Origin of the sequence: Aquimarina latercula DSM 2041 (genome assembly GCF_000430645.1) — a bacterium.
GTDB classification, from domain to species: domain Bacteria; phylum Bacteroidota; class Bacteroidia; order Flavobacteriales; family Flavobacteriaceae; genus Aquimarina; species Aquimarina latercula.
This window is the reverse complement of record NZ_AUMK01000004.1, coordinates 645,902-670,884: the sequence shown is the minus strand read 5'-3', so window position 1 is coordinate 670,884 and position 24,983 is coordinate 645,902. Positions and strand designations below refer to the sequence as shown.

Sequence of the window (24,983 nt, the reverse complement as noted above, 5' to 3'; positions counted from 1 at the left end):
CTTTGTTAAAAATAACATTTAACGATTCACTAACATACCCTTTTTTATCTTTGCTTCAAAATATATACTAATGATTACTCGATACATTGCCTTTTTATTACTGTTTACTATTTCCTTTAATGCATTCTCATTTAATGATGATTGGGGTAAAACAGGTCATAGGGTTACAGGAGAGATAGCAGATAGCCACCTTACAGAAAAGGCAAAAAGAAATATTGCTAACATATTAAAAGGAAAAGGGTTAGCTTTTGTTTCAATTTATGCTGATGAAATAAAAAGTGATGATCGTTATAGAGGCTATAGTCCTTGGCATTATGTAAACTTTTCTTTTGATAAAAAATACGGAGAAGAAACTCCTAGTAAACATGGAGATTTAGTTCAAGGAATTCAAAAATGTGTAGAGGTTTTGAAAAGTGAGGATTCTTCTGAAGAAGATAAAGAATTTTATCTTAAAATGTTAGTTCATTTTATTGGTGATTTACATCAGCCTTTACATGTAGGAAGAGGAGAGGATAAAGGAGGGAATGATATCCAGGTACGTTGGTTTAGAGATGGGTCTAATTTACATAGAGTTTGGGATAGTGAAATGCTTGATTATTATGGAATGAGCTATACAGAATTAGCCAATAATACAGACGAATTATCATTATCAGAAATAGAAGCTATAAAAAAAGGTGAAGTATTAGATTGGATTTATGAGTCGCAAAGCCTTGCGAAAAAAGTATATGCCTCTGCAAATGTAGGAGAGAAGTTGGGGTACAAGTATATGTATAATAATTTTCCAATTGTAAGAGCTCAATTACAAAAGGGAGGAATACGTTTGGCTAAAGTATTGAATGATATTTTTGGTTAAAATAAAACAAGATTTTATTTACTAACTGTAAGATCCTTTCGATACTGCTTAGGAGACATAGAGAAATACTTTTTGAAGGTCTTAGTAAGATGACTCTCATCAGTGTATCCTAATTGATAGGCAATTTCTGCAATTGTAAATTCGGTATTCTGTAACCTATATTCTACGAGTTTCATTTTATATTTGGTTACATATTGATGTATAGATTCTCCCGTTGCTTTCTTAAAATAAGTGCTAATCGAACTCTGCGACATATTGAACTTATTAGCCATATAACTAATCTTGGTAAGGTCATTATCGTATACATGCTGTCTGATGTGACCTAGTATCTGATCTATCCTCGAATCACTTATTGAAACATTTCTATTATGAGAACTGTATTTGTCAGAAATATTACGGACTATAATACTTAATATAGTACTGATTGCATTCGAAATAATCTCTTGATAATATATCTTTTCGTTTTTAAATTCTTCCATAACTACATTATGGATATCCCAGATAATACTTCTATCTTCTTCATGTGAAATTACATCTCCAGGGATAATATTAGGATGATGTAGTAGTTGTTCAATTCGTTGTAACCAATATTTCCTATCGGGTAAGTTGACTTTACTAGAAAATAAAAGTTCGGTAAATTTAAAGTGTGTAAAACCAGAATGTTTTTCTATTTCAAAATGATGCGTGTCTTCTGGAGCAAGTAGAAAAATGTCATTTTTTTTATACCGAAATCGAATACCATTAATTGTGTGATAACCACTTCCTTTTTCAACAAAAATGATCTCAAAATAATTGTGATTATGAGGTTCCGCTTCCCATTTATCGAATGAATATTGATGTACAACAAAGGTCTCGTGTAAGGTATAACGATTCATAATCAATTTTTCTTTTGTTTTAAAGTTACAAAAATAAAATCAAACCTAATAACTGTTTTGTACAAGTGTTTTTGAATGTTTTTACTTTATTTAACTGATAATTAACTAATTATGTTTTAAAAGTACAAGTAGTTACTATAATTCTACAAGTAGACAGTAAGGAACACTTTATACTTTTGCCCTGCAAATTTTTCACACAAATCGGCAATGAAGTTTAGAGTTTATTTATATGCAGTGGTTCGGATACTGTTTGGAGGTTTTTTGGCACTACATAGTGCCTATAACGTAATTATTTATTCAGAATTTCTGAATGAAGTTGACACCTACTTTACAAAAACAACGGTATTTAAATACGACTTGGTTGAAGCATTAGCTCCGCTAGTTCCTTTTGAAGAGTTTGTTTTGGGGTTATTTCTAATTCTTGGTTATTTTACAAGAAAAGTCCTGATATGTGCATCGATTTTGTTTTTGTTTTTGGCACTTTTTTTATTAGACGTAAATTCAATAGGACTGTCGATATTACATATAGGATTATTTATCCTGACCCTAATATTATGGAAAAAAGATAATTACAATTTAAAATCTATGGATTATTCTCGAGATATGTATCTAATGATATAGATTTTATGTTTTATTCATAGGGATTAAAAGCCTTTTAATTAATAATCCTGAAGGTAAGATTAATTCGCGGATTTGTAATTCTCTTAGATTTTGGTAATTGATGTAACCAATTTTCTTGTGTTTTTCCACGCATTAGAAGTAGACTACCGTGTTGTAATAAAAGTTTTTGCTTTAGTTCTTTAGTTTTATGCTTAAAATGAAACCATCTTTCTTCGCCAAAACTTACAGATGCGATTATTGGTTCTGGACCAAGTTCTTTTTCATTATCAGAATGCCAACCATTACTATCTTGACCATTGCGATATAGATTTAGTAAACAAGTTGTAAAAATCTCCGAACTTACATCTTCTACCTTTTTTTTAATCTTTAATAAATTATCTGTAAATAAATGAGGTTGCATGGTGATATTAGAGTACGAATAGGTATTTTCATTATTAGCATATAAGGCAGTAAGGCGTGGCTGCTTATAGGTTTTACCAAAGACCTTTATGTCATCTTGTTGCCATTGAATAGACTCTTTTAATTGGTTAAATAATTGATCAGCTTCAACTTTTTCAAAAAGAAATGGATAATAATGTACATCTCCATCTGGCATTTTTAGCTGAATATGTTCGTTTTTAGAACTAAATAGATCCAATGATTTTGTTTTTTAAAGATATGATTGTGCCCAATAAACTAAGCCAAATTGAAGTAATAACCTAAATACTAGAATTGATTTTGGCAAATTTAAACCTGCTTTTTTATTTATAAGCATGTGTATATGAACTGGAAAAAATAAAATTAACATACATATAATAGACCAAACCGAAAAAAAACGTGTCTGAGTAAATAAAAGACCAATACCTGCAACAATTTCCGCGATACCACTTAGGTAGACCAGTTGCCTGTGATATGGAATATATAGCGGCATAATTCTCATAAATGCCTTTGGTTTAATAAGGTGAAAAATACCGGCGATTATAAAAACACCGGATAAAATATACAAATGCCAACTCATTAAATCCCAGTTGTTTTTACCTTACCAGCACTGCTGAGTGCAAAATCTTTACTTCTTTTCATATGTTTTATGAAACTTACTTTTCTAAAACGTAATGCACTCCAATCTTCATCAATAGCTACTTGTCTTACAGGCTCTAAGTTATAATCACCCAAAACTCCCCATCCATGATCTCTTGTGATCTCAGACTTATATTTTTTAGAACTTTTCTTAGGGTAAGCAAACCAAAGAATAGCATCACCAACTAATTTAGGAAAAATAGTTTCGATTCGGTTTTCGATTTGTTTTTGTTCCTTAACAAAGACTAATGCAAAATCAACTTCAGATACTTGTATCAAAGATTCTTTTACTATAACATCCTTTAGGCAATCTAGTTCTTTGCAAAATCCTTCCGGTTCATTCAATATTAATATCTCATCAAGTGATGGAGGTAGTTGTAATTTTTTGAATAATGGAGTCATGAGTTTGAATTTAAGTTTGGTTATCCTGTGTTTACTACAAGATACAAAAAATAGAGAAAGTATAATACAATTATCAAGTCCTTTTGCGCTGGGTAAACGAATACTTTTTTATATACGTCGTTTTTTAAAAGTTTTAAGGCACTTAGTATTTTCCATAAAATTAAAAGAAAAGTTATGGTTAATATAGTATTGTTTTTAAAGCCACACAAACTCACATTATGAATGATTATTTTAAAATTTTCAAACCCTTATGGATAGGATTGATGATAAGCATATTGCTAATGTCATGCGAATCGCAAGAATTACAGTCCGATGATCAACAAACTATATATGATGATTTTAGCTTAGAGCAGGCATATCCGAATGAAACAGGAGAATTATTGCAAATCATTTTAAATGGAAAAGAAATAAATGTTGAGAGTATTAATAAATATTACATTTTAGAAGGTGATATAAAAATAGAATTATCTGATACAAATAAAGGAGTAGGAAGAACTGGTGGGAGGTGGCCTAATAATATCGTGTATTATACTATCCAGAGTGGAATGCCTAATCAAGCTCGAATAACAAATGCAATAGCTCATTGGGAATCCAAAACAGCGTTAAGATTTGTACCACGTACAAACCAATCCAATTATGTGTATTTTAAAAATGGATCGGGGTGTTCTTCTTATGTTGGACGTATTGGAGGGCGCCAAGATATTACGTTGGCAAATGGATGTTCCACTGGTAATACAATTCATGAAATTGGTCATGCTATTGGATTATGGCATGAACAAAGTAGAAAGGATCGAGATCAATACATAAGAGTAGTTTTCGAAAATATTCAAAGCGGTAGAGAATTTAATTTTAAAACTTATATAGAACAAGATCAGGATGGTAATGAATACACTTCTGATCTGGATCTTGGGAGTATTATGATGTATGGATCATATGCTTTTTCTAAAAATGGTCAACCTACTATAACTCGGATTAATGGAGATACGTATAACGCTCAACGTAATGGTTTGTCTGATAGTGATGTTATTGGAATTAATAAAATGTATCCAGCGCAGGTTTCTAATAATATGATTGAACTAAAAGGGAGTAATGGTAAATATGTGAGCAGCGAAAATGGGAGTAAACCAATGAATTGTAATAGAACGAATCCACAAGTGTGGGAAAAATTTGAAATAGTAACACTGAGTGGTGGAAAAATAGCCATTAAAGGAAATAATGGAAAATATGTAAGCAGTGAGAACGGTGCTAAACCTATTACTTGTAATAGATCACAAATAGGATCTTGGGAACAATTTACATTAGTAAATAGAGGAGGAAGTACGTATGCATTAAAAGGTAATAATGGTAAGTACATTAGTTCAGAAGATGGCGGTCAACCAATGACTTGTAATAGAATATCAATAGGGAACTGGGAGGAATTCGTAATTTCGGGATTGTAAACTTTACTGAAGTTGTGAATAAAGAAAACACCGCTTTAAAAGCGGTGTTTTTTGTTTAATTAATATTTTTAGTCAATGATTTTAGAGTTTTCAGGATCATCAAATAGTTCGCCCTCGTTTTCCAAAAATGTAATATCACTAATAGTAGCTTCGCCTAACTTATCGGTCATTCCTTTTTCTGAAGTCCACCCATAAAACTCCCATCTTGTTGCAAAGGGGATAGAATCAATAGTAATAAAGTCTTTATAATGAATGGCATGCGGATCTGCCTCAGCGTTAGAAATATCACCATCACTTCCGAAAGTAACAATATAAGCAGCAGCTTGTAGTGATTTAGCAACTGGATCAGCATAAATTACATACCAATCATCAGGTGCATCTCCTGTTCCGGCTTCAAAAGTAAGTTTAGCAGTGCTGTGTATGGTATTATTAAGAGTTCTATCATCTTGCATTTCCCATTTCGTACCTGGATCACTTAATTTGTACGGTAACCCAAAGAAATAAGTCCAAGTAAACATATCGAAACGCGCTCCTTTATCATTTGCATCCGCAGGACAGAGATATACATTCTCCCCATCATAAATAAGCTTACTATCATCTTTTTTATCAATTCTTATTTTCGATGAATTTGTGAGCATCGTAACTTTACCCTCTAAATGCTCTTTTCCGTTGAAAAGAATTTTAATATAAAAACTAACTGCCTTGTGATTTAAAAACTTTTCTTTTTTATGCGCCTTTTCTATACTGCTAATAAAATGATCTGAGATTGATAAAGCTCCGTCACCTATTCCGCCATTAGGTTCCACAGGAATAGGGTCTTTAGTCTCAGTAACTTCTGGAGCAGGTTGTTTTTCTTTTTTATTTTGATTACAACTTAATATAGAGATAGTTAATAATATTATCAAGATTCTTTTCATAATGAGGTTATTTGTGTCAGTAAACTAAAATACTAAAAGCATAACTAGTGATGTAATCTTTATGAAAATTGTAACAGATAGATAACCTTATAAGGCTAGAATAGTAAAGTCATATTTGTTAAATACTAGAAATATAGTAACAAAAATCATTTATCGATTACTAATATATATATGCTTGTAGAGTAATGTATTATGTAGCAAAAACCTCCTGAAAACTTGGGTCAGGAGGTTTTTTATTTTTTTTCGAATTCAGGACAATCCAATCGGATATCGTTAGAACTTAAATCCTTTTGAATAAGATTACAGAAATCATTGGTTTCAGATTTCTTTTCATAAAATTTACACGCGAAACAGGTTCTCTGAACAGATAAAACACCAGATTTATTTAATTTATAGATTAAAGAACTAAGCGTTGAAAATAGCGATTGTTGCTCTTCAAAATTAAGGGTATCAATTTGTTTCCTAATTGGATTGGCAAAGTTCTCTGTTTCAGAAACACTCTTTTTTCCATTTAATGTTAAACTAATATGATAACTTCTGCTATCAGTGGATGTTTTGTTTTTGGAGATCAGTTTTTTTTGCTCCAAGACCTTAACAGCATCACTAATAGTAGGTTTGGTAAGATTAAATTCTTTAGCTAAATGACTAACTGTACATTGACTTTCCTTGTGATACGCTACAAAAATCAAGATTTGAATCTGTATAGGGCTTATTTTAAGTTCTTTAGAATATTCCCATAACAAAACACGGAAAATTTCAGAAATACGTTCTAAACCAATAACAATTTTAGCATTGATATCTTCATGTTGAAACGGTATATTGAAAATACTCTTATCCATATAAAACTAATAAGAAAGTTTTGCTTTCTTATTTGCAAAGTTAGTTATCCTAATTAGTTAATTCATTACTAATTACAATTTTCCATTTCGATTATAGCATAACCCTTAGTTTCTATAAGATTTACAATTTCTGGAGAAGCGGTTTCAATATGACAAAACCTACATTCTTTAGCAGTCAAACTAAGAGTTTTAAAAGTTTTAGTACTTAAGTACTTTTTTCCATATGCTAAAACCTGATCTTCATCCATGCTTTCATTTGAAACAAGGATGTCAAAATGCATTAGCAATCCATCTTTTCGATTTACATAAGTATCCCAAACAGCTATTTTCATTTTCTTTTTATTTGAATTCAACATTATACGGAAGTGAGAGATCGGTACTTAAAACACTATATACTTTATAAACACCGAGCATAGGAAACTCTTTTTTTTCAGTATTTACCTGCATATAAGCGGAAACTGCATCAAATTTGAAATTAGTTTGATTGCTTATTCGGTAATCGGGGATAACTACTTTGATTGAGTTTCCTTTAGTAATCACTTGAAAACCTGGAGAATCCATATACATTGGCATTCCCGGATTAGTAGGAGGAAGTTTAATAGTTTTATCATCTTTTTTAAATTGCTTTACTGATAATCCACCTTTGACTCTTTTGTCCGAATGCAGAACTACCCAATGTGGATGCCATACGATACCATCGTTATCATATCTCTTGTCAGAGTTTTCATCCCATAAAGGAGTGTCATCAAAATCGGGATGTGATGTTAATGCCAGGGCAATAATTCCTTCAGTACTACTAAAACCCACATCGGTAGGTTTTAATGTAGTTGGAAAAACATATCCCAAAACTGGAGCCCCATGAAGCTGCCCTACTGGTTCAGGAGTGGTTTCTCCTGCCTTTCCTTTTACTTTAATTTCCCAAATGGTACTGGATAGTTCCTCTAGATGAATAACACTAACTTCAATGATCTTTAAATTATCATTATCGTATTTTTTGCACTCGTCACAAGCAAATAATACATTACTTAATAGTATCAGTATTAAAAAAAACATATGTCTCATAATTTCTATTAGTTTTAGAATAGTTAGGATTCTTTTAATTAGGAATCCTAACTATGTAATTTAAATTTTTTTATTTTTTTACATCAGATAAAGATGCGCCAAAATTAATATGTAATACGTTGCCGTTAGCTGTCACTAGCGCTGGAACCGATTGAACACCTGCTTTTTCTGCGTTACTAATTAGTGATTGATCCTCTCCTAGATGAACAACTTCTACATTTGAAGCTCCGATTAGATGTATAAGGTCTTGTTCTGCACTTACACAAACGGGACATCCTGCATGATAAAAAATTGATTTACTCATTTTGATAATTTTTAAGGTTTAAAAAATTCTGAAACAAATATAGTAAGGAATCCTAATTAAATAATATTTTTTATAAATTTTAACATCAAAATAACTTTAGTCGTATCCATGATAAATAACGTATCGATGTTATAAAAGCATATTTTGTTATTAGTTTTAGTTTATTTATAAATCACCTAATTTCCTGTTCTGATTTTAATTCCTTTAATAAGTTTTCTTCATCTTCTAATGAAGGTTTTTCTCTTCTAGTAAAAAATCTTGGAAATAAGCCTATATACTTGTTAAATAAATCTATTTCTGTATCGATTAAGTCAGTATCTTCATTTTCAACAAGTGTGTCTATAAGATCTCTATAATATGTTACATTGTCCATAATACTTTCGAAATGTTCTTGTTGATTTTCATAGGATAGATTTGCAAAGTATTGTAATTGTTCCTGATATTTCTTAGCTACTTGTTTCCAAAGAGGCCTTGCTTTTTCATGCTTATTTATCTGATAATAACTATTTATAAAATCGTGTAAAGGAGTATAATATTCATAGAATTCCAAAGGCATTTTTTCTATTCCTAAATCCAAAATTTCTTCTGCTTTAATTAACTTATTTTCTTTTATTAATTGATTTGCGAGTCTACCTAAATTGGTCCTGTATGATATCCCATTTTTTCTAGTTTCGGGATCGTGATAAATCTCTGTACTATCTCCATTTCCCCAGTCCCAAGCTTTTACGTTTTGATACATAATATCCGTATTCACTCTTCCTAATTGATAAGGATTTTTTGGATTTACTTTTGTTTTAATAGGGACAAGTTTATAGGTCATTCCATCAAGCTGTAAATAATCTTTCATCCAGATGTAATCGTCATCGCCAAAACTACCTCCTGTAAAATAAATAGGACGTTCCCAGTTGTTATTCGCAATGATATCTAACATGACTAATCTATGTTTTGGGATGTAATTTCCTTTTAAATGAATATCTATATAAGGTACAATCTTATCGGCATCTTTTTCAGAAACGATACCATTTTTAAGGATTTTTTCTTTATCAACCGGAATCCTAATGTTTTTAGTAGGAAAGGTAGATACTGTTTTTCCATTCATAAGTTCACCCTTCGTTCTTGGATCATTAGAAGTTATCCATCTCATCCAGTTTTTAATATGCATGGTATCCTTTGTTACCTCTTTAAAGAAAACAGCATCGTTGTTTCCATATGCATAAAAATTGTGTTCTAATTGTGATGGTACAGGTTTGCCGTCATAGGCTGCCTTTTTCATTTGATCAACATACCAATCTGTAGCCAATAAATTCGTAATTAAAATTCGTATATCTGTCCGATAACCTTCTATCTCTTGTGTATACCATAATGGAAAGCTATCATTATCTCCAATAGAAAATAAAATAGCATCTTTCTGACAAGAAGATAGATACGTTTTTGCAGAAGATTGAGCAGTGTATCGATTGGATCGATCGTGATCATCCCAGTTTTGAGAAATTAATAATGAAGGTACTGCAAGTAATGAAATTGTAATAGCTAAATATGCAGCCTTTTTAGTATTAATCTGATTTTTTAAGATATCAAAAAGAGCATAGACTCCAAATGCAATCCAAATTGCAAATACATAAAAAGAACCCACCAAGGCGTAATCTCTTTCTCTTGGTTCAAAAGGTCTTTCATTAAGATATATTTTTAATGACAACCCCGTAAATAAAAAGAATACCAATAATACCCAGAAATTTTTTCTATCCATTTGGAAGTGAAAAACGAATCCTACTAACCCTAAAATTAAAGGAAGAAAGTAGTAGGTGTTTCTTGCTTTATTTTTTAATGTATCCGTTGGTAAATTGTTTTGAGAACCTAAACGAGATTCATCGATAATAGGAATTCCACTGAGCCAGTTTCCATGCAAAGAAGATAGTTTGCCTTGGACATCATCTTGTCTTCCAACGAAGTTCCACATAAAATACCTCCAATACATATAGTTGATTTGGTATTGAAATAAATAGGATACATTATCAAAGAAAGAGGGTGGTTTTATATCTAAAAACTGACCGAATGACTCTAAGAACTTGTGATAATCATCATAATCTAATTCGCCAGACGCATACTTTTTTCTAAAATCAATGACTGTGTCAATCAGTTCTTGTTGATCTTGATATTCATTTTTAACAGAGAACTCTAAAGGTCCACTGAATAACATATAATTACTAATATGTTCTGTGCTCCACATTCTTGGTAATAAAGTTTTATGAGTATTATCTAAGTTTTGTCGTGCATTTTTCCAATCATTAACAATCACATATTTTTTTGTATTTATGTCTTTTTCATATTTAGGTTTGTCGTCTAAATAGGGTTCTTGTTCATCTAAGTTTCCGTATATTTCAGAGAATTGAGGTCCGTAAAACAGATGAGTTTTTGGGTATTGTTCTAGATTGTAATAAGCTAATAATTCTCGAGCGTTATTTGGATTATTTTCATTTATAACAGTACCTGCATTTGCTCTAATCGGAATCATTAACCAACTAGAAAATCCTATTAGAATAAAAAGAATGCAGAGTAGAGAAGTATTCATCAAAGGATACCCTTTTTTTCTGGTATATCGAAGGCCCATATAAAAACAAATGATCAAGCTAATACCTGCTATTATAGTTCCTGAGTGAAAAGGCAATCCAATAGAATTTACAAAGAATATTTCCGAAGTTCCAAAAAATGCTAATGTGTAAGGTAGTAACATTTTAAAAATGAAAAGTAATGTAGCTACTACAATACTATTAGCAACAATAAAATTTTTGAACGTTACGGTTTTATAGTTTTTGAAATAATATAACAAACCTATTGCAGGAATAGAAAGCAATCCCATAAAATGAACACCAAAAGATAGCCCAATAATAAATGAAATTACAATGATCCATTTGTTTCCTTTAGGTGTATTCATATCCCGCTGCCATAAAAGCCCTAAATAGAACATAACTGATAGTATAAGAGTAGCCATGGCGTATACTTCGGCTTCTACTGCATTGAACCAAAAACTATCAGTAAAAGCAAATGTTAAGGAGCCAGTAAAGGCGCTACCTAGTATTGTTATGGCTGAGCTAGTTGTAAAACTTGATCTAGAAATTGCTAGATTTTTAAGAAGCAAGGTAATCGACCAAAACATAAATAATATAGTAAATGCACTTGCAATTCCAGAGGTAATATTTAAGGTGTATGCTATTTGCTCTGGAGCAGTAGCGAAAAGAGAAGCAAATGCACCGATCATCTGAAATAAAGGAGCACCTGGAGGATGTCCAATTTGCAGTTTAGAAGAAGCAGAAATGTATTCTCCTACATCCCAAAAACTATTTGTAGGTTCTGCAGTTATTATATATACTACCAAAGAAATAGTAAATACGGTCCAGCCAAGTACTAAATTCCATTTTTTAAAAAGAGAAATATTCATTCGTTTTGATTGCCTTTGTTTTGGTAATCAAAAGAAGTGTATATATTAAAAAAAGTGTGATTTTAGAAGTCGTAATAAAGTACTAGTACGGGTATGATTTTACTTTTTAACTAATAATTCTTTTCTACTACTTATATTTAACTTGCTGTAAATATTAGAGATATGAGTTTTTACTGTATTAATACTAATAAATAATTCATTAGCAATTTCCTTATTACTCTTTCCAGATATAATTAACTCCTTGATAGTGTTTTCTTGATTGCTTAATACTGTTATAGGAGTACTATTTCCTTTTTTTCGTTTTCTTATAATTAAAAAGATAAGTGTTAGTATAATTAACCCAGCAATCCCATTTAAGAACATACTTAAAGAATATTTTTTTTCGGTAATTCTTTTATCAACTAAAGAAAGCTTGTTCTCAAGATATATAAATAAAGAAGGATCAATTTCGCTAGATTTTAATTCTTTTAATAAGCTGTTATAATATGCAGTATTTTCTTTGATGTCTCTTTCTAGTAATTTTTTATCATCAAGTTTTTTAATACTGATTAATTTTACCAATAGTATTTGTAAAGAGTCTTTTATATATCCTTTTGTCCTCAGTAAGTATTCTTCAGTATCAAAGTTATCGTGTAAACTTTCAAATTTAGATTCAAATTTCTTTAACTGTTGCCATTCTTTATCAGCTTGGTTATTGGTAGAATAACTTGAAAATAATGTTTCTCCTTTTTCGAAATGAATAGAATCATTTTTTGATAAAATAAATAACTTTGAATTTTTAACTAATTCTTTATTTTTTGATTCTGATATAGGGTTGAGGTGGATTTTGTATATATGATCAGTAGTATTAAACCATTTTTGATCAAAAGCGAAGTATCCTTTTTCAGAAATATCTGATGACGCTATTGGAGTATATGTATAGCTGTTATTACTTTCATTTAATTCTACCTTACTTAGATATACTTCTTGTTCCCAATCTTTTGGGTTTTCTATATGTAAATAGCCTGACACGATTTCTTGTCCATTCGTATTAAAACCAATGCAGAGTATTAATATGAAAAGATAAATTTTAGTTCTCATTTTGTCTTATTATCTTAATAGAAAAGAGTGATGTTGTAAAAATAATAAAATATGTAATACATATATATATCAGAAATAAAAACCGCTTCTACTGATTAGACAGTGAAGCGGTGTTATAATCTATATTCTAAAAACGTTAGTATTTCTACAACTACTTTATCATATCAAAACTACGTTTGATGAATTCAGTTAATTCTTCACCTTTTAGTAAATTTTGAGAAAGTCTTGCTAAGTCAAGAGATTGCTTGATTAGGCGTTCTTTCTTTTTATCAGTTTTAGTGTCCTTTATTTCACTAATTAAATCATGATTAGTATTTACTATAAGGTTGTACATCTCCGGCATATTACCAAACATGTTCATTCCACCACCTCCAGTTTGTTGCATCTCTTTCATACGACGCATAAATTCTGGTTGTGTAATCATAAACGGCGAAGCATTACTATCCATAGCTTCTAGCTGTACTGTATACTTTTCAGCAGGAATAACCTTTTCCAAATCAGCCTTCAGGCTATCTTTTTCTTCATCAGATAATTTAGAGATAGTTTCTTCATCTTTTTTGATCAAATTATCAATATGATCACCATCTACACGAACAAAAGAAATATTCTCTTTGCTAGTTTCTAATTTTTGGATCAAATGAGAAACGATAGGAGAGTCTAGTAATAATACCTCATATCCTTTATCTTTTGCAGCCGATATGTACGCGTGTTGCTCATCTTTGTCAGATGCATATAAGACTACTAACTTATTATCCTTGTCTGTTTGACTATCTTTAATTTTCTCTTGTAATTCATCAAAAGTGAAAAAAGTATCATCAACAGTAGGATATAATGCAAATTTGTCTGCTTTTTCAAAGAATTTGTCTTCAGAAAGCATTCCATATTCTATAACTACTTTGATGTCATTCCATTTCTTTTCAAAATCTTCTCTATCATTTTTGAATAAAGAATTTAATTTGTCTGCTACCTTACGAGTAATGTAACTAGAAATCTTTTTTACAGCGCCATCAGCTTGTAGATATGATCTAGAAACGTTTAGAGGAATATCAGGAGAATCAATAACACCACGAAGCATCGTAAGGAATTCAGGAACGATACCTTCTACGTTATCCGTCACAAATACCTGATTTTGGTATAATTGAATTCTATCCTTCTGCATATTCATATCCTGACCAAGCTTAGGGAAATATAAAATCCCAGTAAGGTTAAATGGATAATCGACGTTAAGGTGAATATTAAATAAAGGTTCCTCGAACTGCATTGGATACAACTCTCTGTAGAATCCTTTATAATCTTCATCTTTTAATTCAGAAGGTTGTTTTGTCCAGGCTGGACTTGGATTGTTAATAATGTTGTCAACTTCTTCTGTAGGTGCAGGATCTTCTTCTTTTGCTCCTTCTGGTTTTGGTAAAGTCTCTGTTTTAGTTCCAAACTTAATCGGAACAGGCATAAACTTATTATATTTCACCAATAATTCACTGATTCTATTCTCTTCAAGAAACTCTGTATCTTCCTCTCCAATATGAAGTATAATTTCAGTACCTCTTTCGGTTTTGTCGTGAGCTTCTATAGTATAGGTAGGAGAACCATCACAAGTCCAATGAGCAGCTGGTTCATCCTTAAAAGACTTAGTAATGATTTCTACTTTTTCCGCAACCATAAACGCAGAGTAGAAACCAAGTCCAAAATGTCCTATTATACCAGAATCTTTGGCACTGTCTTTATACTTTTCTAAAAACTCTTCAGCGCCAGAAAAAGCAACTTGATTGATATATTTTTCAACTTCTTCGGCTGTCATACCGATTCCTTGATCAATAATATGTAATCGTTTATTTTCTTTATCTACTTTAACTTCAATCCTAGGATTACCATATTCTACTTTGGCTTCTCCTATATTAGTTAAGTGCTTTAATTTTAGCGTAGCATCTGTTGCGTTAGATATTAATTCTCTTAAAAAGATCTCATGATCCGAATACAAGAATTTTTTAATCAAAGGAAAAATGTTTTCTACCGATACATTAATACTTCCTGTTGCCATTTTTTTATGTTTTAGTTTTAATTATCACTATTGTGATTCTCTATAGTCAAAAAAAATACCAATTATATTTTGCTGACAAACTGACATTGAAATAAAATTGTGAATACAAAAACGTAAGTATATTAATACAATTTCGTCTATTAAAAAGAAAGGGAATTAAGTTTCATTTTTTATGAAACAACTTTAACAATTTTTTTGTTCAAGTTTTTTCTAAAAAAGTTAAACAATGATTATCTTTACTCTGTAAAATGAGAATTATGGCAGCATCTAATAAGAAACAAACTGTAGATAGTCAGTATATTATAACAAAGTACATGAACTATGTACTCGAACATGATATGTACCCTAAATCGGTATATAAATTTTGTAAAGAGTCAAAAATTAAGGAAGAAGAGTTTTATGAGTTTTTTGGTAGTTTAGATAGTGTAAATAAAGGAATTTGGAATACTTTTTTTAGTACTACTATAGATGCTATGAATGGAAATGAAGAATATGATTCTTTATCGAGTAAGGATAAAATGCTAACATTTTTCTTTACTTTTTTTGAATTACTAACGCTAAACAGGAGCTACGTTCTTTTAGTTTTGAAATATCATGAAATGCCGCTTAAAAATTTAGGGCAATTAAAAAGTTTGCGAAATCATATTAAAAGTTTTGCAAAGGAATTAATTGAGGTTGATAATGATGATAAAATGTTTAGGATAGCCAAAAATCCGGTGTCTATATATTCAGAGGGAGCTTGGTTACAATTTTTATTTCTATTAAAATTCTGGATGCAAGATGAATCTCCAGGATTCGAAAAAACGGATGTTGCTATAGAAAAATCGGTACATACAATTTTCGATTTATTCGATAATACACCTTTGAGTAGTGTGTTGGATTTTGGAAAGTTTCTATGGAAAGAAAAAACGATGTGGAACTAGATGTTTTAGAGTAAATTAAAGAATAGAAGAGGAATATGAAGACAATTGATAAAATACCTACATCAAAAATTGGACGAACTACCGAACTTGTAAAGACGGGAGTTAAAGTAGGTGGTAATTATCTAAAATATTATAGTAAAAAAGCGGTGAACCCTAATATAACAAGAGATCAATTAAATGAGAGTAATGCCGCTGATATCTATGATGGGTTAAAAAATTTAAAAGGTAGCGCGTTGAAAGTTGCGCAAATGCTTTCAATGGAAAAAAATATTTTACCAAGTGCGTATGTGGAGAAATTTTCGTTAGCACAGTTTAGCGTTCCTCCATTATCTGCGCCACTGGTAAGAAAAACATTTAAGAAATATCACGGAAAATATCCGGAAGAATTATATGATACGTTTGCAACTCAATCTGTTAATGCTGCCAGTATCGGACAGGTACATAAGGCATCTAAAGACGGGAAAAAACTTGCTGTGAAAATTCAATATCCTGGAGTTGCAGACAGTATAAGTTCTGATCTGGCGATGGTAAAGCCCATCGCCATCAGAATGTTTAATTTAAAAGGGAAAGATTCTGATAAATATTTTCAGGAATTAGAAGGTAAGCTACTAGAAGAAACCGATTACGTTTTAGAAGTACAGCAAAGCAAGGATATTACTGGTTCTTGTTCGCGGATTCCTAATTTAAGGTTCCCGAATTATTATGAAAATTTATCCAGTAAGCGGATCATCACTATGGATTGGATGGATGGTGTTCACTTAAGCGAATTTGCAAAAGAAAATACTGATCAAGAAAAAGCTGACAAAATTGGACAAGCACTTTGGGATTTTTATATGTATCAAATGCATGTACTGAAAGCCGTGCACGCCGATCCTCATCCAGGGAATTTTCTTGTAGATAAAGACGATAATTTAATAGCAATCGATTTCGGTTGTGTTAAAAAAGTTCCTTTAGAGTTTTATACTCCATATTTTGAGTTAGCTGATAAAGAAAATATCGAAAACCCAGATTTTTTTGCTCTAAAGATGTTCGAACTGGAAATACTCCGAGAAGATGATTCGGCAGAAGAGAAAGCATTTTTCTCGGAGTTGTTCTATGAAATGCTTAGTCTATTCACTAAACCTTTTAATGAAGAGGTTTATGATTTTGCGGATGAAGATTTTTGGAATAAAATAACAGATTTAAGTGAAAAATATTCAAAAGATACAGAGTTAAGAAAGATGAATGGTAATAGAGGAAGTAAGCATTTTTTGTATATCAATAGAACATTTTTCGGTTTATACAATTTATTGCACGATCTCAAGTCGACGATTCGTGTTAAAAATTTTGAAAATTACCTTTAGTCGGTCAATCGACTGACTTTGGTTTGTTTATTTATTGGTTAGGTTGTTAGAAAGGCATGCTGTGGTTGGCGTGCCTTTCGTTTTTTTTGGTATAAGATCAAGAATGATTCTGATATTTTTATAAAAAAAACCGGAAGCTATGGGGTTAGCTCCCGGAAAACACCTTTTAAAATTAAATTTGATGATTGTGTGTTAAGTTTAATTCAAAGATATTTTTTTGGTTGGGGACAAATTAAATCCGGAGGCTTATTATTTAATAATAGAAAACCTCCGGTAAAACGACAATACTAAATAACCCGCTGTGCACTTTAAAACACCAAAATAAAGTATTGCGTTTGTGATTTTTTAAAACCGGGAACTATTGTCTAGTTCCCGGAACCAATTCTGTGAAATATTGAAAATTGAGGCTGCTATCTTAACTAACAGATTTTCAGGGTTTACTAGATTGGTTTTTCTGTGTGTTATATATTAATGAATCATTATATGTGTTTTTAATCTTCTCTTAGTTTATTCTTAAAAAACTTGAAGAATGATGTAGACAATAAGTAAGACGATTATTAAGGCAATTAAGAATAAAGAGGTTTTGGTTAATACACGATGGAATTTATCAAATCTATTCATGATACATTCCATAGGATTGAATCCAGTGATTCCTGATTAAAATGGAATTGGATTTGCCTAAATAAAGATGGTAAAACTTTAATATAGTTTTCATAGTTTATGATTTAGAGTTGGTTGCTCTTTTTGAATTTTTACTATGATAACAGCCTCGGGTCAAATGTAGGAATTACACTTCGATAATAAATATGGTTTTACTTTAATTAAAATATGGTTTTAGCGTACTGTTATGTTTTTTAAATATTTTAATCACCTTTAATTAAGTTATTTAATGTGTAAAATTAACGATATTTTATATTTAATTTAACAAATAGTATTATGGGTTCAAACGGGGATTTTAACATTTTATAAACTCTTTTGTCGATATATCGTACTATTTGAAAGAAAGTAGTTTTGTGTTTCATAAGAGGTGTGAACTTTATTTCAAATTTTTAATGAGGGATTTTTCCAATGTTAGTATTATGATATGAAGTGTTTTATTAATTATCCTATTAGAAGCTAAAAATTATTTAATTTGTTTTTCTGTTTTTTTAGAAAAAGATAATTGAAGGTTGTTATTGATATACGTTTGTAGATTTTATTAGTCATTAGTCGAAAAAAGTGATTTTTCTAAAAAGTTTTCGCTCTTCTCAGATATTTTAAATCAGTAGTTTTAATCATGATGATTCTTAATATTAGTTCTGTTTAAAATACTAATAGTTATTGTTTTAAAACAAGAAAATAGTTTAATATGAATACACATTCTATATTTCAAAATGATTTAAAGGAAACTTTGGAGTATGCATTTTCGGTATATTTAGTTCAATCTTCCAATGCTATTTATATAGATTTAGATGAAGAGGATGCTAATGTTTCTTATGTTTTATATAATAAAGAAGGGCAAATTATAAAATCAAAAAATAATTTGTCTAGGAGATATAAATTGTCTTTAAGTCCTTTTCCTTCAGGAATGTATAGGGTTGAGGTTACTGATAATGTGAATAAAATATCGAAAGAAATATTAAAGTTTTGACTATTCTTTTTTGTGTTAGGTTTTGTCAATAAGCATATTATTTCCTGAGGCTACTTTTGATATATAAATGGAGAATATGGTGATTTTATTATGCGTGCATACAATAAGACTGCAGTTTCTTTTATCAAAAACATAAGAATACATATCTTGCTCTGCAGTTTTTTAGCAACTATAGTATTTAGCTATTATTGCACACAATACACACTCAATATTAAAAATATATGTATACTTCAAAAGTAACAGGATTAGGGAGCTATGTTCCTGAGAATGTTGTAACTAATGACGATCTTTCTAAAGTAATGGATACCAATGATGCTTGGATTCAGGAACGAACTGGAATAAAAGAAAGACGACATATCAAAAAAGGGGATGGAAATAGTACTTCTGTAATGGGAGTAAAAGCAGCTAAAATAGCTTTAGAAAGAGCAAAGTTGTCAAAAGATGATATTGATCTAATTATTTTTGCGACACTTAGTCCTGATATGTACTTTCCTGGAGGTGGAGTAAGAGTTCAGGATATGATGGATATGGGAACTGTACCGGCCTTAGATGTTCGTAATCAGTGTAGCGGATTTGTGTATGCATTATCTGTGGCTGATCAATTTATCAAAACAGGAATGTATAAAAATGTTTTGATTATAGGAAGTGAGAATCATAGTGGGGGATTGGATATGACTACTAGAGGTAGAGGAGTTTCTGTTATATTTGGTGATGGAGCAGGAGCAATGGTTTTATCTAGAAATGAAAAAGATGATGGAAGTGGCGTATTATCTACCCACTTACATAGTGAAGGAGCTCATGCTAAAGAACTTTCGTTAGAAGGTCCTAGTACTGATCATTGGGTACCAGAAATCATCGCAGAGAATGATCAAGAGAACATTCCTTATTATCCATATATGAATGGGCAATTCGTGTTTAAAAATGCAGTAGTTCGTTTTTCTGAAGTTATCAATGAAGGCTTACAAGAAAATAATCTTACTCCTTTGGATATTAATATGTTAATTCCACATCAGGCAAATCTCAGAATATCTCAGTTTGTTCAAAAACAGTTTAAATTATCTGATGACAAGGTTTATAATAATATTCAAAGATATGGAAATACTACTGCCGCTTCAATTCCAATTGCGTTAACGGAAGCTTGGGAAGAAGGTAAAATTAAAGAAGGTGATCTTGTAGTGTTAGCAGCTTTTGGAAGTGGATTTACTTGGGGGAGTGCTATTATTAAATGGTAGTATTATAAGGAAATATATAAAGTAAAAATCGCGAAACATCGTTTCGCGATTTTTTATATGTACTTGGGTTATTTTTTTTTAAAGGCTAATTCAAATAATTTATAACCAAATGGTACTACTATAATAGACGTAACAAATTGGATAGTGTTACAAAAACAGTACGTTTTTTAAGAATATTTAACTAACCAACGTTTTTTTAATTAATACTTAAATTTAACAAATATTATAGATATATTTTATGAATTTAACATATTAATTGATTTATTTAGAGGATTCCACCGCCACTTTTTTCATTTTTGTCTCTTCTCTTCCTTGAGACTTTTCTGTTTTTTCCACTACCAAAACGATAAGATAATCCAAGAAATATTGTTTGTGTCTCTCCTTGGAATTGTCCATTTTGTTCGAAAGGAAAATCACCTGAGAATCTAAAACGCATAGTGTTAAAAATATCATTGAAGTTTATACTTGCCGTTCCTTTCCCTTGTAAGAAATTGTATCTAGCACCAGTATTAATAAAATAGAAAGGTTTTGTCTTAAATTGGATACCTTCCTGTTCTCCGCGATAAAATCCGAATATTTGAAAAGTAAGGTTTTTGGTAGCTTTAAAATTATTATTCATTCTAAAATTATAGACAACAGCATCAACTTCACTAGCGACTTGTACAATCTCATCCATTCCATTTACTTCTACAATATCTTCCACAATTCCTTTTTGTGTTTGTGCGTATAAATCAAAACTAGCATTAAAATTCCACCATTTAGTAGGACGATAATTACTTGAAATTTCTATTCCATACGCAGAGTTATTGTCAAAATTTTCAAAAGTAAGTATCTGACCTTCTTCTACAGTTGGATCAGCTAGTAAGGTTTGATTAATTTCATCATTAATTAGACGATAAAATGTACCTGCTGTAATTGAGCCTCCAGTCAATTTACGTGTATAATTTAATTCGATTGAATTTGTAAATTGTGGATCTAATTCAGGGTTTCCTCTAGAGGTAATCCTTGGTGTACTCCATTCCCTTATAGGATTTACTTGATTAAGACCAGGACGATCCACTCGTCTACTATAACTTAATTGGTAACTGTTTTTTTCTCCAGGTGTATACGTTAAATATGCAGAAGGATATATTGTAAAAATATCATCTTCAAATACTTTTTCATTATTAAAAATTGCTTCTACTTGATAGTTTTCTAATCTAGCTCCCAATTGATATGACCACTTTTCATAATTTTTGCCATAAGTAGCATATATAGCGTGAATATCTCTATCATAACGATATTTAGAATCATCAAAAAGTGTAGAGCGATATTCATTGTCTGTACGTCTTAATCGCCCCTCATATCCTAGTTCTAATTTAGCTTTTTCTGATAAGGGATTTACATAATCAAGATTGATTGTTGTATTCGTTCTTTCATTGTCTAATATGTCATCATAATTGGGAGTTAATCCTCCTGCAAAATTAAAGTCATCATTGCTGTCACCTTCAAAAACATTATAATCAACTTCTAATTCTATATTATGCCCTTCTTTTTTAAAATCATGCTTATAATCAAAATTATAAGTAGATCCTAAATTGTCACTTTTATTAATTAGATCCTGAAAAATGTTATTTTCTGGGTTGTCAAAAAACAAAATGTCGGTGGTTCCAATAGTTTTTCCATCAAATATGTTTTGATTGGTGTATAATGATATGGTGTTTTTTTCATTTATATAATAATCAAAACCTACTTTGAATAAATGTGATTTGTTATTATCCTGAAAACGGAAATCGGTTCTATAATTTTGGTCACCTCTAAATACAAACCCTTGATTTAGATTTTTTGTAATATTTGCACCATAATTTCCATAGACATTTATTTTTCCACTTCGGTAATTTAGGTCTATAGAACTGTTAAATCTAGCATTTTTATCCCAGTTTACTCCAAGATTTATGTTTCCATTAAATCCAATATTAGCGTTTTTACGCAATACAATGTTGATGATTCCACTCATACCTTCTGGGTTATATTTAGCAGACGGATTCGTTATAAGTTCAACTGATTTAATAGAGGTTGATGGTATTTGTTTCAATAATTGAGTTGGCGAGATATTTGTTGGCTTGCCATCAATTAAAACTTGAACATTTGGGTTACCACGTAGTGCTATATTACCATCTTGATCTACGTTTACAGATGGGATATTTTGCATTATTTCTGCTGCGGTACCACCAGTAGTAGTTAGATCTTTTCCGATGTTAATTACTTTTCGATCTATTTTTTGTTCAATGGTTGTACGTTCAGCTATAATAGTTACGTCATCTAAAGCTTGTGCCTCTTCTTCTAATGAAACAGTGCCAACATTAATGTTTTTACTTTTCTTAGAAATTTCGATAGGTTGACTATGACTTTTATATCCTATGAACTGTATTTTTAAAATGTAATTTCCGTTGGGGATATCTGTAATTGAAAATGTGCCATCTTCTGTAGTGATACCTCCGCTGATTAATTTGTCAGCGCCGTCATTAATTATAATAGTCGCGTACGGTATAGGTTGGTTAAGATTTTTGTCAATTACTTTTCCTGAGATTGTTCCTAGTATTACATTATTACTGGGTTGCGCTATGACAAGAGAAAAGCAAAATAATAAAAATAATAAAATTGCTTTTTGGCCTGCCTGTTGGCTCGGTGGATTGATTGTTTTCATTTCGAACGTTTATTTGATTGATAATTATGCTAAGCATTGTACTTTGTATTGCATAATACAAAAGCATTTGTTTTCCCTGTTTTAAACACGTTGATTAATCGTGTGTTTGATATATGACGATTCATTCTAAATTCTGTTACACTAATATTTTTTTTTTAACAATAAATTATATAACCAAAAACCGCCCCTTAATTAGGGGCGGTCTTCTTATAATAATCAAATAGTAACACTAACCATCAACTATGAATAAAATTTGATTATTAAGTAACTAACTAACTAAATTTATGAAAAATCATATTTCTTTACCTATAAGACGTGAGTGGTAAGACTTATGTTACACCTGTTTTTTGTTTTTAACATTTTAGCCTTTATTTTTAACTTTTAATGGATAGATTAACTTTATTTTGCAATCAAATTAATACATATGACATCCAAAAAAACTTTAGTATTAGGTGCTTCTTTAAAATCCAATCGATATTCTAATTTGGCAATAAATAAGCTGGTGCGTTTTAATCATGATGTTATAGCAATTGGATTGCGTGAAGGGGAAGTATCAGGAGTTCAAATTGAAACAGATTTAGTAGATTTCGAAAATGTTGATACAGTTACTTTATATTTAAATCCTACCCGTCAGGAACAATACTATAAATATATAGTGGGCCTTAATCCAAAAAGAGTCATTTTTAATCCAGGAACTGAAAACCCAGAGCTTTATAAGGTTTTAAGACAAGCGAATATAGATATAGAAGTAGCTTGTACTTTGGTGTTACTTTCTACGAATCAGTATTAGTCCTAGAAATGTTAGTAATCCATTGAGCGGAAGTAATTCATAACCGATTTTATAACCACCAATGAATTCAGAAGGTATTTTCCATACTCCAATAATAATTAGAACAGATATTAAAGCTACAATCCACGTGTATTTATCTTTGATTTTATAATTAGTAAAAATTCCGAATGCGAATAAACCTAGAAGTGGACCATAAGTAAAAGTAGCTACGGTTAGTAAATTACTGATTACATTTTCCGTTAATACATGTTTAAAAACTATAATCACGATGATTAACAAGGCACTCATGGCAATATGAGTTTTTTTTCGAATCGCTACTTGATTTTGCTTTTCTTTTTTCTCGATACCTAAAAAGTCTACACAGAAAGAAGTTGTTAGTGATGTTAGAGCACTATCTGCGCTACTGTATGCAGCAGCAACTAATCCAAGTATAAATGCAATAGCTAATACGATGCCTAATCCGCCATTAATTGCGATTTCTGGAAACAACAAATCTGTTTTTACATTTCCATCTACAACTGGGGTGGCAATATTAAATTGATCAGCATATATGAATAATAAAGCGCCTAGTAAAAGAAAAATAAAGTTGACCACAATCAATACAAAACTAAAAGAAACCATGTTTTTCTGTGCTTCTTTTAAGTTACGACAGGTTAGATTTTTTTGCATCATATCTTGGTCTAATCCAGTCATACAGATGGCAATAAACATACCACCAATAAATGACTTGAAAAAATGATTCTTTTCTAAAAAGCTATCGAAGAAAAATATTTTATCATAATTTTTTAATTCCTCTGAAGAGAGAAATTCTGAAAAAGACCATCCTATTTGATTATTAATATAATAGATTGCGGTTCCTAAGGCGATTAACATAAATAATGTCTGTAACGTATCAGTCCAAACGATTGTTTTTATCCCTCCTCTAAAGGTATATATCCAGATTAATAGTATAGAAAGTATAACGGTAATTTCGAAAGGTACATTCCATTCGTCAAAAATATATTGTTGTAATACAATTGCCACAAGATAGAGTCTGAAAGAAGCACCTAAAACTCTAGATATAAAGAAAAAGAAAGCTCCTGTTTTATAACTTACTACTCCAAATCTTTCATCTAGATATTGATAAATAGAGGTGACGTTTAACTTATAGTAAATTGGCATTAAGATATATGCAATAACAAAATTACCAACCAGATATCCAAAAACTATCTGCATATAGCTAAACTGTGCCCCTTCAACCCATCCAGGAACAGAAATAAATGTAACTCCACTTAATGAAGCACCGATCATACCAAAAGCAACTACGTACCAAGGAGATTGTTTATTCGCTTTAAAAAAGGCTTCGTTTCCCGAACTTTTTCCTGTGAAATATGAAATTAAAAGTAATACACCAAAGTAAGCGGCGATTAAAAGTAGAATATGTATGGGTTGCATATAAAAATTCGAATTAGTAAAAC

22 protein-coding genes are annotated in these 24,983 nt (G+C 30.7%); 8 read left to right on the top strand and 14 right to left on the bottom strand.

The window, feature by feature from the left end; all coding sequences use genetic code 11:
• The first annotated feature begins 70 nt into the window (after window positions 1-70).
• Window positions 71-853 (top strand): S1/P1 nuclease, encoded by a 783-nt coding sequence (locus H526_RS0107010; protein ID WP_035084640.1) that lies wholly within the window; start codon window positions 71-73, stop codon window positions 851-853.
• Between the two features lie 14 nt (window positions 854-867).
• Here H526_RS0107010 and H526_RS0107005 read toward each other — a convergent pair whose 3' ends face one another.
• Complete coding sequence (locus H526_RS0107005; protein ID WP_027392345.1) at window positions 868-1,728, bottom strand: helix-turn-helix domain-containing protein; 861 nt, start codon at window positions 1,726-1,728, stop codon at window positions 868-870.
• A gap of 207 nt (window positions 1,729-1,935) precedes the next feature.
• Between H526_RS0107005 and H526_RS0107000 the strand changes: the two genes are divergently transcribed.
• Window positions 1,936-2,349, top strand: a complete 414-nt coding sequence (locus H526_RS0107000; RefSeq protein WP_027392344.1) for a DoxX family membrane protein — start codon at window positions 1,936-1,938, stop codon at window positions 2,347-2,349.
• A 34-nt stretch (window positions 2,350-2,383) separates the two neighbouring features.
• Here the strand turns inward: H526_RS0107000 and H526_RS0106995 are convergent, their stop codons facing one another.
• The 3 genes from H526_RS0106995 to H526_RS0106985 are packed head-to-tail and all read right to left on the bottom strand — an operon-like array spanning window position 2,384 to window position 3,807.
• Window positions 2,384-2,986 (bottom strand): alpha-ketoglutarate-dependent dioxygenase AlkB family protein, encoded by a 603-nt coding sequence (locus H526_RS0106995; protein WP_027392343.1) that lies wholly within the window; start codon window positions 2,984-2,986, stop codon window positions 2,384-2,386.
• 12 nt (window positions 2,987-2,998) lie between these two features.
• Window positions 2,999-3,346, bottom strand: coding sequence for a DoxX family protein (locus H526_RS0106990; protein WP_027392342.1), 348 nt, complete (start codon window positions 3,344-3,346; stop codon window positions 2,999-3,001).
• Window positions 3,346-3,807 (bottom strand): hypothetical protein, encoded by a 462-nt coding sequence (locus H526_RS0106985; protein ID WP_027392341.1) that lies wholly within the window; start codon window positions 3,805-3,807, stop codon window positions 3,346-3,348. Before H526_RS0106985 ends, H526_RS0106990 begins: the two co-directional genes overlap by 1 nt.
• 281 nt (window positions 3,808-4,088) lie before the next feature.
• On the opposite strand from H526_RS0106985, the gene H526_RS28545 reads away from it, so the two are divergent.
• A complete protein-coding gene (locus H526_RS28545) occupies window positions 4,089-5,246 on the top strand; it encodes a M12 family metallopeptidase (RefSeq protein WP_245591191.1) in 1,158 nt (385 codons plus the stop codon).
• Between the two features lie 68 nt (window positions 5,247-5,314).
• Here H526_RS28545 and H526_RS0106970 read toward each other — a convergent pair whose 3' ends face one another.
• The 8 genes from H526_RS0106970 to htpG all read right to left on the bottom strand — a co-directional run bounded on the left by H526_RS0106970 (window position 5,315) and on the right by htpG (window position 14,922).
• A complete protein-coding gene (locus H526_RS0106970) occupies window positions 5,315-6,163 on the bottom strand; it encodes a DUF6503 family protein (protein WP_027392339.1) in 849 nt (282 codons plus the stop codon).
• Window positions 6,164-6,396: 233 nt separating this feature from the next.
• Window positions 6,397-7,002, bottom strand: coding sequence for a MarR family winged helix-turn-helix transcriptional regulator (locus H526_RS0106965; protein ID WP_027392338.1), 606 nt, complete (start codon window positions 7,000-7,002; stop codon window positions 6,397-6,399).
• Between the two features lie 68 nt (window positions 7,003-7,070).
• Window positions 7,071-7,334, bottom strand: a complete 264-nt coding sequence (locus tag H526_RS0106960; RefSeq protein ID WP_027392337.1) for a DUF2024 family protein — start codon at window positions 7,332-7,334, stop codon at window positions 7,071-7,073.
• Window positions 7,335-7,341: 7 nt separating this feature from the next.
• The gene (locus tag H526_RS0106955) at window positions 7,342-8,064 is read right to left on the bottom strand and encodes a hypothetical protein (protein WP_027392336.1); all 723 of its coding nucleotides are present in this window, start codon (window positions 8,062-8,064) and stop codon (window positions 7,342-7,344) included.
• Window positions 8,065-8,134: 70 nt separating this feature from the next.
• A complete protein-coding gene (locus tag H526_RS0106950; RefSeq protein WP_027392335.1) occupies window positions 8,135-8,368 on the bottom strand; it encodes a thioredoxin domain-containing protein in 234 nt (77 codons plus the stop codon).
• Window positions 8,369-8,540: 172 nt separating this feature from the next.
• On the bottom strand, window positions 8,541-11,804 hold the full coding sequence (locus H526_RS28540; protein WP_035084636.1) for a protein O-mannosyl-transferase family: 3,264 nt from the start codon (window positions 11,802-11,804) through the stop codon (window positions 8,541-8,543).
• A gap of 99 nt (window positions 11,805-11,903) precedes the next feature.
• On the bottom strand, window positions 11,904-12,884 hold the full coding sequence (locus H526_RS30695) for a response regulator transcription factor (protein WP_051336026.1): 981 nt from the start codon (window positions 12,882-12,884) through the stop codon (window positions 11,904-11,906).
• Between the two features lie 151 nt (window positions 12,885-13,035).
• Window positions 13,036-14,922: a molecular chaperone HtpG gene (gene htpG / locus H526_RS0106935; protein ID WP_027392334.1), complete on the bottom strand. Its 1,887-nt coding sequence runs from the start codon at window positions 14,920-14,922 to the stop codon at window positions 13,036-13,038.
• A 257-nt stretch (window positions 14,923-15,179) separates the two neighbouring features.
• Here htpG and H526_RS0106930 point away from each other — a divergent pair, with 257 nt between their 5' ends.
• The 4 genes from H526_RS0106930 (at window position 15,180) to H526_RS0106915 (ending at window position 20,050) form a co-directional block, all read left to right on the top strand.
• Window positions 15,180-15,845: a TetR family transcriptional regulator C-terminal domain-containing protein gene (locus tag H526_RS0106930; RefSeq protein ID WP_027392333.1), complete on the top strand. Its 666-nt coding sequence runs from the start codon at window positions 15,180-15,182 to the stop codon at window positions 15,843-15,845.
• 35 nt (window positions 15,846-15,880) lie between these two features.
• The gene (locus H526_RS0106925) at window positions 15,881-17,188 is read left to right on the top strand and encodes an ABC1 kinase family protein (RefSeq protein ID WP_027392332.1); all 1,308 of its coding nucleotides are present in this window, start codon (window positions 15,881-15,883) and stop codon (window positions 17,186-17,188) included.
• Window positions 17,189-18,536: 1,348 nt separating this feature from the next.
• Window positions 18,537-18,818, top strand: a complete 282-nt coding sequence (locus H526_RS0106920) for a T9SS type A sorting domain-containing protein (RefSeq protein ID WP_027392331.1) — start codon at window positions 18,537-18,539, stop codon at window positions 18,816-18,818.
• Between the two features lie 221 nt (window positions 18,819-19,039).
• Window positions 19,040-20,050: a 3-oxoacyl-ACP synthase III family protein gene (locus tag H526_RS0106915; RefSeq protein ID WP_027392330.1), complete on the top strand. Its 1,011-nt coding sequence runs from the start codon at window positions 19,040-19,042 to the stop codon at window positions 20,048-20,050.
• A gap of 265 nt (window positions 20,051-20,315) precedes the next feature.
• Here the strand turns inward: H526_RS0106915 and H526_RS0106910 are convergent, their stop codons facing one another.
• On the bottom strand, window positions 20,316-22,736 hold the full coding sequence (locus H526_RS0106910) for a TonB-dependent receptor (RefSeq protein ID WP_051336025.1): 2,421 nt from the start codon (window positions 22,734-22,736) through the stop codon (window positions 20,316-20,318).
• A 424-nt stretch (window positions 22,737-23,160) separates the two neighbouring features.
• On the opposite strand from H526_RS0106910, the gene H526_RS0106905 reads away from it, so the two are divergent.
• Window positions 23,161-23,526 carry a CoA-binding protein gene (locus H526_RS0106905; RefSeq protein ID WP_027392328.1) on the top strand — a complete coding sequence of 122 codons (366 nt, stop codon included), beginning with the start codon at window positions 23,161-23,163 and terminating at the stop codon, window positions 23,524-23,526.
• On the opposite strand, the gene H526_RS0106900 is transcribed toward H526_RS0106905, so the two are convergent.
• Window positions 23,503-24,960: a sodium:solute symporter gene (locus tag H526_RS0106900; protein WP_027392327.1), complete on the bottom strand. Its 1,458-nt coding sequence runs from the start codon at window positions 24,958-24,960 to the stop codon at window positions 23,503-23,505. The genes H526_RS0106905 and H526_RS0106900 overlap by 24 nt on opposite strands.
• Window positions 24,961-24,983: the final 23 nt, after the last annotated feature.